General features: G+C 75.7%; 13 protein-coding genes. 6 read left to right on the top strand and 7 right to left on the bottom strand.

The annotated features are described in order from the left end of the window. Positions 1–37: 37 nt before the first annotated feature. Complete coding sequence (locus tag EDD39_RS42435) at positions 38–724, bottom strand: ArsR/SmtB family transcription factor (RefSeq protein ID WP_123563826.1); 687 nt, start codon at positions 722–724, stop codon at positions 38–40. Between the two features lie 44 nt (positions 725–768). After that, positions 769–1,959, bottom strand: a complete 1,191-nt coding sequence (locus EDD39_RS36265; RefSeq protein WP_244257487.1) for an FAD-dependent monooxygenase — start codon at positions 1,957–1,959, stop codon at positions 769–771. A gap of 115 nt (positions 1,960–2,074) precedes the next feature. Here EDD39_RS36265 and EDD39_RS36260 point away from each other — a divergent pair, with 115 nt between their 5' ends. Beyond that, positions 2,075–2,809: a TetR/AcrR family transcriptional regulator gene (locus tag EDD39_RS36260; protein WP_244257486.1), complete on the top strand. Its 735-nt coding sequence runs from the start codon at positions 2,075–2,077 to the stop codon at positions 2,807–2,809. A gap of 65 nt (positions 2,810–2,874) precedes the next feature. Then, positions 2,875–3,564: a hypothetical protein gene (locus EDD39_RS36255; RefSeq protein ID WP_123563824.1), complete on the top strand. Its 690-nt coding sequence runs from the start codon at positions 2,875–2,877 to the stop codon at positions 3,562–3,564. 365 nt (positions 3,565–3,929) lie between these two features. On the opposite strand, the gene EDD39_RS36250 is transcribed toward EDD39_RS36255, so the two are convergent. Genes EDD39_RS36250 through EDD39_RS36240 form a run of 3 tightly spaced genes read right to left on the bottom strand, consistent with a single transcriptional unit; the run spans position 3,930 to position 6,819 of the window. Then, complete coding sequence (locus EDD39_RS36250) at positions 3,930–4,715, bottom strand: heme ABC transporter ATP-binding protein (RefSeq protein WP_123563823.1); 786 nt, start codon at positions 4,713–4,715, stop codon at positions 3,930–3,932. Then, positions 4,712–5,755 (bottom strand): FecCD family ABC transporter permease, encoded by a 1,044-nt coding sequence (locus tag EDD39_RS36245; RefSeq protein WP_244257513.1) that lies wholly within the window; start codon positions 5,753–5,755, stop codon positions 4,712–4,714. The genes EDD39_RS36250 and EDD39_RS36245 overlap by 4 nt, the downstream gene beginning before the upstream one ends. 32 nt (positions 5,756–5,787) lie before the next feature. Beyond that, on the bottom strand, positions 5,788–6,819 hold the full coding sequence (locus EDD39_RS36240; RefSeq protein WP_123563821.1) for a heme/hemin ABC transporter substrate-binding protein: 1,032 nt from the start codon (positions 6,817–6,819) through the stop codon (positions 5,788–5,790). A gap of 172 nt (positions 6,820–6,991) precedes the next feature. On the opposite strand from EDD39_RS36240, the gene EDD39_RS36235 reads away from it, so the two are divergent. Both EDD39_RS36235 and EDD39_RS36230 read left to right on the top strand, forming a co-directional pair. Next, on the top strand, positions 6,992–8,473 hold the full coding sequence (locus EDD39_RS36235; RefSeq protein ID WP_123563820.1) for an HtaA domain-containing protein: 1,482 nt from the start codon (positions 6,992–6,994) through the stop codon (positions 8,471–8,473). Between the two features lie 67 nt (positions 8,474–8,540). Further along, positions 8,541–10,148: an HtaA domain-containing protein gene (locus EDD39_RS36230; RefSeq protein ID WP_123563819.1), complete on the top strand. Its 1,608-nt coding sequence runs from the start codon at positions 8,541–8,543 to the stop codon at positions 10,146–10,148. Positions 10,149–10,222: 74 nt separating this feature from the next. On the opposite strand, the gene EDD39_RS36225 is transcribed toward EDD39_RS36230, so the two are convergent. After that, entirely contained in the window at positions 10,223–10,522 is a 300-nt protein-coding gene (locus EDD39_RS36225; RefSeq protein ID WP_123563818.1) for a hypothetical protein, read from the bottom strand. Between the two features lie 160 nt (positions 10,523–10,682). Next, the gene (locus tag EDD39_RS36220; RefSeq protein WP_123563817.1) at positions 10,683–11,357 is read right to left on the bottom strand and encodes a biliverdin-producing heme oxygenase; all 675 of its coding nucleotides are present in this window, start codon (positions 11,355–11,357) and stop codon (positions 10,683–10,685) included. Between the two features lie 145 nt (positions 11,358–11,502). Between EDD39_RS36220 and EDD39_RS36215 the strand changes: the two genes are divergently transcribed. Next, the gene (locus EDD39_RS36215; protein ID WP_123563816.1) at positions 11,503–12,267 is read left to right on the top strand and encodes a methyltransferase domain-containing protein; all 765 of its coding nucleotides are present in this window, start codon (positions 11,503–11,505) and stop codon (positions 12,265–12,267) included. A 97-nt stretch (positions 12,268–12,364) separates the two neighbouring features. Continuing rightward, positions 12,365–13,192, top strand: a complete 828-nt coding sequence (locus EDD39_RS36210) for a hypothetical protein (RefSeq protein WP_123563815.1) — start codon at positions 12,365–12,367, stop codon at positions 13,190–13,192.

The following is a 13,192-nucleotide window of genomic DNA, read 5'->3' as shown; positions in this document are numbered from 1 at the left end:
CCTTCGACACCCCCCGCGCAGGGGCGTTCCCGCCGGTTCAGGCGGCCTCGACGGGCAGTTCGGCGAGCCGCCACTCGAGCATCCCGTCGGTGAGCCGGACGGCCCGGCGGCCGCGCGCGTGCAGCAGTCGCAGGGCGTCGTGGGAGAGGGCGCAGTACGCGCCGCGGCAGTAGACGACGACCTCGGTGTCGGCGGGGAGTTCGCCGATCCGGTCGGCGAGTTCCTCGACGGGGATGGAGAGCGCGCCGGGGATGTGTCCGGCGGCGTACTCCTCGGCGGGGCGGACGTCGAGGACGACGGCCCGTCCGGCGGCGACCAGGGCGTGCAGTTCCTCGCGGGGGAGGCTGTCGTCGGCCGCGTCGGCGCCGAGGTAGGCGGCGCTGGCGGGGGCGACGGCGGCCTGGTGGCGGGCGGCGACCCGGCGGAGCTGGGCGAACAGGGCGGCGACGTCGTCCCCGGCGAGGCGGTAGTGGATCCGGACGCCGTCGCGGCGGGTGGCGACGAGTCCGGCCTGCTTGAGGGTCTGCAGGTGGGCGGAGGCGGTGGTGAGGTTGAGCCCGGCGGTCCTGGCGAGGGCTTCGACGGTGCGTTCGCCCTGGGCCAGCAGGTCGAGCAGTTCGAGCCGTTTGCCGTTGGAGAGGGCCTTGCCGGTGGTGGCGAACGCCTCGTACAGCTCGGTCTTCGCGGTCCGGTCCGCCACGGCGGTCACCTCTTCCTCGCGCATTCTATGGAATAAGGGTACTGCCACGTCGATCGCCGTCCCGCCGCTCAGCGCTGCGGCGCGCGGGCGGGTTCGGGCAGGTCCAGGGTGGCGATGTCCTCCCCCATGGCGAGCATCCGCTCCAGCAGCACGCGCCGGCCGAGCAGCGTGTTGCGCAGCCACAGTCCGCGGGCGGTGCGCGGGGCGAGGAAGGGGCCGGTGCGGTCGCCGCCGCGCTGGCAGCGTTCGGCGTAGGGGCGGACGGTGTGCTCGTAGCGGGTGAGGGCGGCGCGGTGGTCGCCGTCGGCGCGGGCGAGTTCGGTGGCCAGCACGTACGCGGCGACCAGCGCGGTGCCGGTGCCCATGCCGCCGATGGTGGCGCCGCAGGCGGCGTCGCCGAGCAGGGCGATCCGGCCGGTGGACCAGGCGGGGACGTCGGCGCGGCTGATCGAGTCGACGTACAGGTCGCGGTCGTCGACCTCGTCCAGGGTGGCGAGCAGCTGCGGGACGGGGTGCGGCAGGTCGGCGAAGCGCTCGCGCAGCAGGGCCTTGAGGCGGGCGGGGTCGTGCCGGTCGAGGGCGAGCTCGGGTGCGGCGAACAGCAGGAAGGCGCCGGCCCGTTCGGGGTCGCGGGGGTCGGCTCCGGCGGCGGCGAGCCGGCCGGGGGTGTTGAGGCCGGTGCTGCCGGCGGGCAGGCCGAGGCGGTTGGCGAAGGGCCAGGTGGCGGCGTAGTAGCCGAGGTGGCGGACGTACTGCCGTTCCGGTCCGAAGGCGAGGGCGCGGACCCGGGAGTGCAGGCCGTCGGCGCCGACCACCAGGTCGAAGTGCCGTTCGGGGGCGTGCCGGAAGCCCACCCGGACGCCGTCGGCGTCCTGCTCGTCCTGCCGCAGGGTGGTGACGGTGTCGCCGAACAGGTACTCGGTGCCGGGGGCGCTGTGCCGGTGCAGCAGCCCGGCCAGGTCGCCGCGCCGGATCTCCACCTCGCCGCCGGCGAACTCGGCGGGCAGCCGCAGCCGGGTGCGGCCGCGGACGTCGGTGAAGGTCATCGGGGTGCCGCCGGTCTGCCGTTCGCGCAGTTCCTCCAGCAGGCCCATCCGCCGCAGCACGGTCAGGTGGGTGGGGCCGCGGAAGTCGACGGCCTGCCCGCCGGCCCGCAACGCGGGGGCGAGTTCGACCACGGTGGGCCGGTGCCCGTACCGGGCGAGCCAGTACGCGAGCGCGGGGCCGCCGATGCCGGCGCCGGAGATCAGGATCCGCACGGTGTTCCTCCTTCTCGGTCGCATAATTGCGTCCGCCGGACGCAGTTCGTTGCTGTGTACGGTAGACACAGTTCTGGGTCGCGCACAAGGCCGGCCCGTGGCGCGAGGAGGGCCCGTGACCGAACCGCACCCGGCGCTGCGGCTGCTGTGGGAGCCGCCCGCCCGTCCGACCAGGGGGCCGAAACCGGGCCTCACCCTGGAGTCGATCGCCCGCGCCGGGATCGAGGCCGCGGACGCCGAGGGCCTGGCGGCGGTGTCCATGCAGCGGGTCGCGGGGCTGCTCGGCCACACCAAGATGGCGCTGTACCGGTACGTGCCGGGCAAGGCCGAACTGGTCGCGCTGATGGTCGAGCACGCCGCGGGCGACCCCCCGCCGCCGAGCGACGCCCCCTGGCGCGAGCAGCTCACCGACTGGGCGCACCGGATGTCCGCCGTCCTGGCCGCCCACCCCTGGCTGCTGGACGCCCTCGCCGCCCCCCGCCCCACCGGCCCGCGCGAACTCGCCTGGCTGGAACGCGTGGTGGCGGCCCTGGACGGCCACGGCCTGTCCGGCGCCGAACGCATGGACGCCGCCGTGCTGCTGGTCGGCCACGTCCGCGCGATCGCCGCCCAGCACCGCCAGTCCCGCGACGGCTCGCCCGAGGCCGAACTCCTGCGCGCCCTCGTCCCCCTGATCCACACCCACGCCACCCGCTACCCGGCCCTCGCCGCCGCCCTCGCCGAACCCCCCGGCGGCCGCGACGACGCCTACGACTTCGGCATCGCCCGGATCCTCGACGGCCTCGCCGCCCTCATCGACCACCGCCGCGGCTCGCCGGCAGTGGAGCGGAAACCTGACCCGGAGGCATGAACGGCCGACCCTGGGGTACGAACGGCCGGCCCGGAGGCGGGGAAGACGGACCCGGAGGTGCGGAAGTGGCGCGGAGCGAGTCGCTGGGGGCCCGGTGCGCCCGGGCGTTCGGGCTGGTCGGGGGGATCGTCGTGCTGTGGCTCCACGGGTCGAACATCGGCGGCCCCCCGAAGCGGACGATGCGGCGGCTGGCCGCCTCGCCCGAGGTGCGGGCCCGCCGGGACGCGGCGGAGCGGGAGATGCGGGCCGCAATCGGGCGGGTGGGCGCGGTGGACGGGCTGGAGCACGTGCTGACGCGTTTCACCGAGTCCTTCACCCGCTACACCCGGATCGTCAACTTCGGCTCCCCCTCCGTCCACGGCGTCACCTGCGACCTGCGGGCCGTCGCCTGGTTCGGCGTCCGCGGCGAGGTGGCCGACGTCCTGGACGAGCTGCGGCGGCAGGGCCTCGCGGACTGGCTGCCGACGCCGGAGGGACGGCGCGGCACCCCGCCGCCCGCACCGGAGTTCGGTGCCCCGGGGCTGCGGATCGACTGGGACCGGCCGGGGGCGCCGCTCCCGCCGCCCGAGCCGGAGCGGGCGCCGCGCCGCGGCATCGGGACCGCCCGGCTGAGCCACCGCCGCTGGAGCGTCCCGCGCCGGCCGCCGCGGCCGGCGGACGCCCGGGCCCGGTACGGCACCCTGCTGGTCCTGAGCCTCGGCGGCCCGGGCCACCACGGCGCGGGGCACTTCAGCGTCGATCGCCGGAAGGGCTGACGCCGTACCGGCCCTGACGGGACGTCAGGGCCGGTACGGCGTCAGGACTGGCGGGACGTCAGGTCTGGCGGGGCGTCAGGACTCGCGGCCGCGCGGGACGGCGCGGTGGCGGCCGCGGCGGGCGGGGGCGCGGGTCGCGGTGACGGCCGCGGCGACGACGAGGGGGCTGAGCAGCAGAACCATGGTGAGGTGCATCGTGGTGCCTCCGGGTGTCCGGGTGGTCCGGTTCCTGCTGGTGCGGTTACCCGTGCCCGGCTCGGTCATGTGCTCGGTTCGCCCGGGTCACCCGCCCGGACCGTTCCCCGGCCCTGATCTCGCCCGATCGGTCGCCCACCATCGGGGGATCTTCCCGGGCCGACGATCCGTCAATCTGCTTCGCGGGGGCGCTCGGGCAGCACGATCGGCGCGCCCCCGCGCGGGTGCGCCAGCACTTCGACGGGGTGGCGGTAGACCCGGCTGAGCAGGTCGGCGTCCAGGATCTCGCCGGTGGGGCCGACGGCGACGGTGCGTCCGGCGTCGAGCAGGGCGATCCGGTCGGCGTGCGCGGCGGCCAGCGTGAGGTCGTGCAGGACGACGACCACGCCGTGTCCGGCGTCGGCACGTTCCCGGGCGATCCGCAACACGAGTTCCTGGTGGCGCAGGTCGAGCGCGGCGGTGGGTTCGTCGAGCAGCAGCAGCGCGGTGTCCTGGGCGAGGATCCGGGCCAGGGCGACCCTGGCCCGTTCGCCTCCGGACAGCGCGGTGAACGGGCGCCCGGCGAGGTGGGTGCAGTCGGTGGCGGCCATCGCGCGGGCGACGGCGGCCTCGTCCTCGGCGGGGGTGCAGCGGCCGGCCCAGGGGGCGCGTCCCATCCGGACCACCTCGGCGGCGGGGAACGGGAAGGACACCTCGTGGGTCTGCGGCAGCAAGGCGCGGCGGCGGGCGAGTTCGGCGGGCTTGTGCCCGGCCAGCGGGCGGCCGTCGATCCGGACCTCGCCGCGGGCCGGGCGCTGGTCGCCGGCCAGCACGGACAGCAGGGTGGACTTCCCGGCGCCGTTGGGCCCGAGCAGGGCGAGAATCTCCCCGGCGTGCACGGCCAGGTCGACGTCCGCCAGCAACTCCCGTCCCCCGGCGGCGAAGCCGATCCCCTCGGCCTCCAGCAGTGCGGTCATGCCCAGCCTCCCTGGCGGCGTCGGGTGCGGCGCAGCAGCCAGAAGAAGAACGGGCTGCCGATGAGTGCGGTCAGGACGCCGAGCGGGAGTTCGGCGGGTGTGGCCAGGGTGCGGGCGGCGAGGTCCCCGGCGACCAGGACGAGCGCGCCGCCGACGGCCGCGGCGGGCAGCAGGAAGCGGTGGCCGGGCCCGGCGAGCATCCGCAGCAGGTGCGGGACGACCAGGCCGACGAAGCCGATGATGCCGCTGACCGCGACGGCGGCGGCGGTGAGCAGCGCGACCACGGTGATCAGCACGATCCGCATCCGCTCGACGTCCACGCCCAGGTGCCGGGCGGGGCGTTCGCCGAGCGCGAGCAGGTCGAGGCGGCGGGCGTAGCGGGGGGCGACGGCCAGGCCGAGGGCGGCGAACGGGAGGACGGCGAGCACCTTGGTCCAGTCGGCCTGGGAGAGCGAGCCGAGCTGCCAGAACGTCACCTGGCTGATCGCGGCGGTGTCGGCGGTGAACAGCAGCAGGCCGATCAGGGCGCCGCAGAAGGCGTTGACGGCGACGCCGGTGAGCAGCAGGGTGACCACCTCGGTGCGGCCGCCGCTGCGCGACATGGCGTAGACGGCGCCGACGGTGAGCAGGCCGGAGGCGAACGCGGCGGCGGTGACGGTCCACGAGCCGAGGGCGTCCAGGCCGAGCACGATGCAGGCGACGGCGCCGACCGCGCCGCCGGAGGAGACGCCGATCACGGCGGGTTCGGCGAGCGGGTTGCCGAACACGCCCTGCATCAGCGCCCCGGCGCAGCCGAGCGCGGCGCCGACCAGCAGGGCGAGCACGACCCGGGGCAGCCGGACGTTCCACAGCACCGATTCGGGGACCCGCTCCAGCGCGTGGCCGCCGAGGTGGGCTCGGTGGGCGAGCGAGGCGAGGATGTCGCCGAGCGGGATGGCGTAGGCGCCCGTCCCGGCGGCGAGCAGGGCGGCGGCGAGCAGGGCGGCGCAGAGTCCGGCCAGCAGCAGCGGACGCTTGTCGCGGGGCGGCTTGCGTTCCAGGGGTTCGGCGGCGAGTTGTGGTGCGGTGGTGGTCACTTGGCGTCCCGGTGCAGTTGGTCGGCGATCTCGCGCAGCACCTGGGGGGTGCGCGGGCCGTAGGAGAGCAGGCGGCCGTCGTCGATCGAGATGATCCGGCGGTCGAGTCCGGCGGGGGTCTGGGCGACGCCGGGGAGCTTGAGCATGCCGTCGACGCCGCCGACCGACTGCAGGCCCTTGCTCATCACCAGGATCGCGTCGGGGGCGGCCTTGACCAGGGCCTCGCTGGTGAGCGGGGTGAAGTCGCCGGTGAGGCGGGCGGCGGTGCCCGCGTCCTCGCCGCCGACGGCCTCGATCAGCGAGGGCGCGCCGGAGTCGGGGCCGCCGAGCAGGAAGACCGAGGCGCTGCCGCGCAGGTACAGGAACGCCACCTTGGGGCGGGCGGCCCCGGCGGCCGGGAGCTGCGCCCGCACCTCGGCGATCCGGCGCTGCGTCCGCTCCTTGAGCTGCGCGCCGGCCCCGGGGACGCCGAGGGCGGCGGCGACGGCGTCGATCCGGGGGCCGATGTCCGACAGCTGCTTGGCGTCGTCCAGGACGATCAGCGGGACGCCGGCGGCCCGGATCTGTTCGACGGCCTCGGCGGGGCCGGTGCTGCGGTCGGCGAGGACCACGGTGGGGCGCAGCGAGAGCACGCCCTCGGCGGAGACCTCGTGGGCCTGGGTGATGACGGGGAGCTTCGCCGCCTGTTCGAAGGTGGTGGAGACGTCCCGGGCGACCGCGCGGTCGCCGAGGCCGAGGCTGAAGACCAGTTCGGCGAGGCTGCCGTTGAGCGGGATGATCCGCTCGGCGCTGGTGACGGTGACCTGGCGGCCGTCGGCGGAGGGGACGGTGACGGGCAGTCGGGGGGCGGGGGTGTCGGGCAGCGCCTCGATCCGGTCCGGGTCGGCGGTGGCAGCGGCCGGGGCCTTCGGGTCGGTGGCGGTGGCGGCCCGGCCGGTGGCGCAGGCGGAGGCGCCGAGCAGGAGTCCGAGGACGGCGAGCAGGACGGCGGGGGCGGTTCTGGTCCGGTCGCGGAGGGTGCGGGTCAACCTCGGGCCTTTCTCGGTGCGTTGACGTCCCGTCGAGGCCGACCCGGGGGGGTCGTGGGCGGAACACTTGACTCATATATTAGGTTAGCCTTACCTCAGTTCGGCAAGGGGGTCCTGTCCTCCGCATCCCCTGCCACCTGCCCACTTCCCCTCCGCCGAGGAGTGATCCGCCATGCCCGTCCCCGGACGGCCCCCCGTACCACCCCGCCGCCCGGCCGGACGGCTGCGCGCCACCCTGGTGCTGCCGCTCGCCCTGCTGCTGGCCCTGGCCTGGCTCCCCGGCCGGGCCGCCGCGGCCGACCCGGCGGTCTCCGGAGGCCGGCTCGACTGGGGCGTCAAGCAGTCCTTCCTCACCTACCTCACCGGCCCGGTGGCGAACGGCAAGTGGGCCCTCACAGGCGGTACGGCCACCGTCGGCGGCTCGGTGTTCCGCTTCCACTCCGCGGCCGGCAGCTACGACCCGGCCACCGGCGCGCTCTCCGCCGCCTTCCAGGGCGGCGTCCGCTTCACCGGCCACCCCGAGAACGGCGGCAACGCACTCGACCTCGCCCTCTCCCGGCTCACCGTCAAGGCCGGCGCCGACGGCAGCGCCGCCCTGTACGCGGACGTCAGCTCCAAGTCCCGGCAGACCGGCCGGACCTCCAGCGCCGCCCAGGCCCGGATCGCCGACCTCTCCCTGGCCGGTGTCTCGCTCAGGAACGCCGCCGGCACCCTGACCCTGAGCAACGTCCCCGCGACACTGACCTCCGCCGGGGCCGACGCCTTCGGCGGCTTCTACACCGCGGGCACCGCGCTCGACCCGCTCACCTTCTCCGTCACCCTCAAGTCCCCGGCCGCCGCGCCCGCTTCGACGCCCGCCCCGTCCTCCGCCGCACCCGCCCCGACCGTGGCCCCGACCACCGGGGCTCCGACCGCCTCGGCCCCGGCCGCCACCGTCCTCGACCGGGGCGCGTTCGACTGGGGCGTCCGGCGCACCTTCCGCGACTACGTCACCGGCTCCGTCGCCCAGGGCGGTTGGCAGCTCGGCGACGGAGCGGCCGACGGCGGGGCCTTCTTCCGCTGGACGCCCGCCCGCGGCAGCTGGGACCCGGCCACCGGCACCCTCGACGCGGCCTTCACCGGCACCGTCCGCTTCACCGGCCTGCGCGAGGGCGACGCCGACCGCCTCGACCTCACCCTCGCCAACCCGCACCTCACCGCCACCGGCGCCGAGGGCCGCCTCACCGTCGACGTCTCCGGCCGCACCCCCGACGGCACCACCCGCACCACCACCGCCACCGAGATCGCCACCTTCGACGCGGGCGCCCTGAAGACCGAGAACGACCTGCTCACCGCCACCGACCTCCCGCTCACCCTCACCCCCGCCGGTGCGGGCGCCTTCGGCAACCTCTACCCGGCGGGCACCGCGATGGACCCGCTCACCGTCAACCTCCCGCTCACCCCCACCGCCACCGTCCCCCCGCTCCCCGACCTCGGCGCCACCCCGACGCCCGCCCCGACCCCCTCCGCCACCCCCCTCGCCGGCACGCCCGCCGCGGCCGCCTCCGCCTCCGCTTCCTCCGGCACCGCCGTCCTGCTGACCGTCCTGGCCCTGGCCCTGGCCGCCGCGGCCGGCGGAGCCGCCTACGCCGTCCGCCGCCGCAAGCGCTCCTGACCTCCCCTCAGGCCGACCGCGGCCCCCTCCCCCCGTTTCCCGACCACCGAATTCCGGAGTCACACCCATGTCCCACGCCCCCGCCCGTCACCGCAACCGCACCCGGCTGGCCGCACTGGCCGCCGCGACCGCAGGTCTCGGTCTGACCGCCTTCGGCCTGCCCTCGCCGGCTTTCGGCGCCGGCGCCCCCACCACCGTCAGCTACGACACCGGCTCGCTGGACTGGGGCGTCAAGGCCAGCTTCCGGAACTACGTGACCGGCCCGGCCGGCGGCGGCAGCGTCGAGCTGAGCGGCGGGGCGACCACCAACGCGGACGGCTCGTACCACTTCAACCTGGCCTCCGCGGGCTACGACCTGACGACGCACCGGCTGAACGCCGCGTTCGACGGCGGGGTCCGCTTCCTCGCCCACGGCGGCGCGCTGGACGTCGCGCTGAGCGACCTGCGGATCGTCACCGAGGGCACCACCGGCACCCTCACCGCCGACACCGCCTCGAAGGAGAGCATCGGCGCCACCGCCCCGACCCTCCGTCAGGACGTCGCGCTGGCCACCTTCACCGTCGCCCGCGACACCACCAACGGCGGGGCCACCCCCGCCACCCTGACCGCCGACGGCGCGAAGGCGTTCGCGGGCTTCTACCCGGAGGGCACCGCCCTGGACGCGCTGTCGATCGTCCTCAAGCAGACGCCCGCCCCGTCCCCGTCGCCGTCCGTCTCGGCCTCGGCGTCCGCATCCGCCTCTGCCTCCGCTTCCCCGTCCACCGAGCCGTCCGTCTCCGCCTCCCCGTCCACCGGACCGTCCGGTTCCCCCGAACCGTCGAACTCCCCCGGCCCCTCCGCCTCCTCCTCGCCCTCTTCCGCCCCCTCTCCGTCCGCGTCCGCCTCCACCCCGGCGGGTCGTGAGCTGGCGATCGTGGACGGTCGGCTGGAGTGGGGCGTGCAGGCGGACTTCCTGGCCTACGTGACGGGGCCGATCGCGGGCGGCAAGGTGGAGTTCGGCGGCGGCGCGGGCGGGTTCCGGTTCGGTGCGGGCAGCGGCAGCTACCGGACGGACACCCACGCGCTGTCGGCGGGCTTCGCCGGGTCGGTGCGCTTCCTGGGCCACCAGGCGGCCGACGGGCACTACCAGTTGGACACCACGCTCTCGAACCCGGGCGTCCGGGTGGACGCCTCCGGCGCGTACCTGGTGGCCGACGTGGTCGCCAACTCGCTCTCCGGCGGGGCCCCGGTGCGGCTGACCGGGGCCCGGATCGCCGAACTCGACCTCTCCGGGGCCGACCTCGCCCCGGTCGACGGCGTGGTGACGCTGCGCCAGGTCCCGGCGAAGCTGACGGCCGAGGGCGTGCCGGTGTTCGGCCAGTACCCGGCGGGCAAGGCGCTGGCCCCGGTGACGGCGGTGCTCTCCTTCGACCGGAACGCCACCCTGCCGACCACCGCCCCGACCACCGGCGCCACCACCGGCACGGGCACCGGTACCGGCACCGGCACGGGCACCACCGGCTCCGGCACGACCGGTGGCGCCACCCTCACCAGCTCCGGCGGTGAACTGGCCTTCACCGGCGGCGGCACCGGCACCGTGCCGATGCTGGCCACCGCGGCCGGGCTGCTGCTGGTCGGCGGGGCGACCACCGTCCTGGTACGCCGCCGCTCCTCCGGCACCACCGCCGCCGAGTAGGGGCGCTGACACCGCGTCGGGCCCGTACGGAGTCTCCGTACGGGCCCGACGGGCGTGCTGCGGGGGCGGCGGGGTCAGCGGGCGCAGGCCAGGACGGCGAGTTCGCGCAGGCGGGTGAAGTAGTCGGCGGCCCCCGGGTCGTCGGCGAGTTCGGGCAGGATCCGGTCGACGGTCGCTATGCCGGTGCGCAGCGCCTCTCTGCGGCGTTGGTCGAGCGGGCCGGTCAACGCGGCGGACACGCAGCCGGCGAGATGGCTCTCCAGCAGCACCAGGTCTTCACCGGCGGGCGAACGCCGGTAGCAGCTCCGCGGAAAGGGCAGGTCGAGGAAGCCCTGCCAGAGGGTGGCCAACTGGTCGTCGTGCGTGTCGCTCATGCGGACGATGATGCCCGAGCGGACGGCCGCCCCGTCACCCGCCCCGCGACACGTAGCGCGGCGCGCCCCGCGGCAGCGGCACGCACCACGACGACGACGAGGCCCGGTACGGGAACGGTTCCCGTACCGGGCCCGGCAGGGCGGCCCGTCCGCGGCGTGCTCAGGCGCTCAGCGGGTACCGGCCGCCGAGCTCGCCGAATATCGCGCCGTTGAGGACGAAGGCCCGCTTGCACTCCTCGGCGACCCGGCGGCGCTCGACCTCGTCCATCAGCTCGCCCGCGGCGTCCAGCCGGGCGCGGTAGTCGCGCTTGAACGCGGCGGGGTTGTCGATCTCCTCGAAGACGTAGAACCGGACGCCGTCGCCCTTGCGTTCGAAGCCCCAGGTGCGCTCGGCGACGCCGCGGATGATCTGGCCGCCGGACAGGTCGCCGAGGTAGCGGGTGTAGTGGTGGGCGAGGTAGCCGGCCGGCCAGGTCTCGGCGAGTTCCTCGATCCGGGCGACCAGCGCCTCGGTGGCGGGCAGCGGGGCGAGGGTGGTGCGCCAGTCGGGGCCGGCCAGGTGGTCGAGGTCGCGCTCGATGGCGGCGGTGCGCAGCAGGGCGCGGTCGATCAGCGGTCCGGCCACGGGGTGGGCGGCGAGGGTGTCCAGCCGGGATTCCAGGGCCCGGTAGACGTACCGGAGTTGGCCGGTGAGGTCGGTGTAGGCCTGGCGGCCGAGCCGTCCGCCGAGCAGGTCGCCCATGAAGGAGGACTGTTCGGCCGCCTGGTGCTCCTCGGCGCTGGCGGTGCGGAGCAGGGCGGAGAAGGCGGCGGGCTGCTGGTCGGGGCTGGACATCGGGGAGTGCCTCCAGAGATCGAATCCCCTCGATTATTTAGGTGAGGCTCACCTAAGTCAAGCCGTTGCCGACACTCTGTCGGGAAGTTCCCACAGGGCGTTAATTCCCTCGTCCCGACCGGGTTGACGTGCTTGGATGCCCCTCATGGACCGATCATTCGACGCCCTGGTCGACGAGGCCGCCGCCGCTCCCGTCGACGGCTGGGGTTTCGCCTGGCTCGACGGCCGGGCCACCGAGCAGCGCCCCTCCTGGGGGTACCAGCGGCTGCTGGGCGAGCGGCTGGCGGCGGCCGGTGCGGCGCTCGACCTGCAGACCGGCGGCGGCGAGGTGCTCGCGGGGGCGGGGCCGGAGAACTTCCCGCGCACCATGGCGGCCACCGAGGGCTGGCCGCCGAACGCGGCGCTGGCCACCCGCCGGCTGCACCCGCTGGGCGCCGTCCTGGTGGCCTCCCCGGCCGACGCGCCGCTGCCGTTCGCGGACGGCGCGTTCGACCTGGTGACGAGCCGTCACCCGGCGGCGGTGGACTTCCCGGAGATCGCCCGGGTGCTGGCCCCGGGCGGCAGCTACTTCGCGCAGCACGTGGGCGGGCGCACCAACGTCGAGCTGAGCGCGTTCTTCCTCGGCCCGTTCCCGGTGCCCACCGCCCGCGAGCACGAGGTGGAGGCCGGGCTGGCCCGGGCGGCGGGGCTGGAGGTGGTGCAGTGCCGCAACGAGCGGCTGCGCCTGGAGTTCTCCGACGTCGGCGCGGTGGTCTGGTTCCTGCGCAAGGTGGTCTGGACGGTGCCGGACTTCTCGGTCGACCGCTACCGCGAGCGCTTGCGCGCCCTGCACGAGCGGATCGAGCGCGAGGGCGTCTTCGTCTCCACCATGTCCCGCACCCTCTTCGAGGCCCGCAAACCCGCCGCCTGAGCCACCCACCGCCCGAACCGCCCGCCCGGCTGGGCCGCCCGGCCCAAGCCGTCACCCGCACCGGCGAACCCCCGGATCGTCGCCGCCCGGAGCGGCTATGCATCTCGCGGAACCACCACGGGAGGCGGGCGCAGTGGCAGCAGAGGGAAGTGCGGCGGACGGGCGCGCCGAGCTGGACCGCAAGGGCGGGCCGGGGCACACGGTGCTGCTGGCGCTGCTGGCGGCGGTGCCGCTGGTGAAGATCGCCTGGACGGTCGGCGGCGGTTCGCACACCCGCGAGGTGGTCACCACCATGGGCGTGCCGAACCTCGGCGAGGTGCTGGTCGGCATGGTGACGACCCGTCCGCTGCTGGGTTCGCTGGTGGCGATGGTCACCTCCCGGCTGGTGTTCGCGCTGTTCGCGGCGCGCGGCGCCGTCCCGCGGGGGCGCTCGGCGGGCGCGCTGGCCCGGACGGTGGCGCTGATCCTGGTCAACCCGCTGGCGATGGGCGTGCTGTGCTGGGTGTTCTACGGGCCGTGGTGGGGGCTGGGGGTGGCGCTGGCCGCGCTGGCGCTGCGGCAGGGCGTGGTCCAGGAGTACCGGGCGGGCCGCCGCACCCACCCGTCCGGGCGGCCGGACACCGCCGCGCTCGCGCCGTGGCGGCTGCGGCTGGTGGCGGCCGAGCAGTGGGCGGCGCTGCTGCTGACGGTGCTGGTGCTGCCGTTGACGGCGTTCGCCGCCGCGCTGGACGGGCTGGCCTGGGACACCGTGCTGCGCTGCGAGGTCACGGCGGGGTCGCACACCGAGGAGTCCCGGCTGATCGAGCTCGACCGCAAGGGCAACGGCGTGGTCGGCTGGGACCTGCACGCCCGGGAGATCGTCAACGGGCTGGGCTGCGTCAAGGAGGAGTCGCTGCGGGTCCGCCCGGCCTGGTGGAACTCCTGA

The sequence above is a fragment of the Kitasatospora cineracea genome (genome assembly GCF_003751605.1).
Classification (GTDB): domain Bacteria; phylum Actinomycetota; class Actinomycetes; order Streptomycetales; family Streptomycetaceae; genus Kitasatospora; species Kitasatospora cineracea.
The sequence above is the reverse complement of the archived record's forward strand: the minus strand, read 5'-3'. Positions and strand labels throughout refer to the sequence as shown.